The sequence below is a fragment of the Neisseria sp. P0021.S007 genome, from assembly GCF_051956855.1.
Window position 1 is genome coordinate 1 of the sequence record NZ_JBQCXA010001411.1, and the last position, 485, is coordinate 485.

Genomic DNA, 485 nt, shown 5'->3' on the forward strand with positions numbered 1-485 from the left:
AGTTTTGCTCACCCATCTGGACAAACTGCCAAGTCTTATTCTCCGGCACATCCCCCCATGCGCCGAGTTCATCGCTTCCATGTTGTTTGATTGCCCATTTTCCGTCTGTTTTTTCCAAAACAAACAATTCTGCCAAGCCCGAAGAAGCGTGCGCGCCCTGTTTGATTTTGAGCTTCATATCGTAGGCAAAACCCGTATACAACACATAGCGCGTGGCTTTACCGTTGCGCGTTACGCTATGGTCGGCAACGGGTTTCATACAATACATAATATTGTCAGATGCTGTCTCACTGTCTTTCGGCGGCTCGGTAAGCTGGCAGTTGTGTGCCGCAAGCGGTCGGTTGTAATACTGGGCAATAGCTGCTTGGACGGCAGCTTTGTCGTTATTGGGCGCAGCCGATGCCAAAACGGGACTAGCGGCAAGCAGCAGGGCAATCATATATTTCATCGAAAATTTCCTGATATTTTTAAAACCACATTAAAAC

The 485-nt window shown here is 48.2% G+C and carries 1 pseudogene; it reads right to left on the minus strand.

Annotation, left to right across the window (positions count from 1 at the left end):
- Positions 1-448, minus strand: a pseudogene (locus tag ACTHUR_RS19440) (hypothetical protein); the annotation flags it as partial.
- Between the last annotated feature and the right edge of the window lie 37 nt (positions 449-485).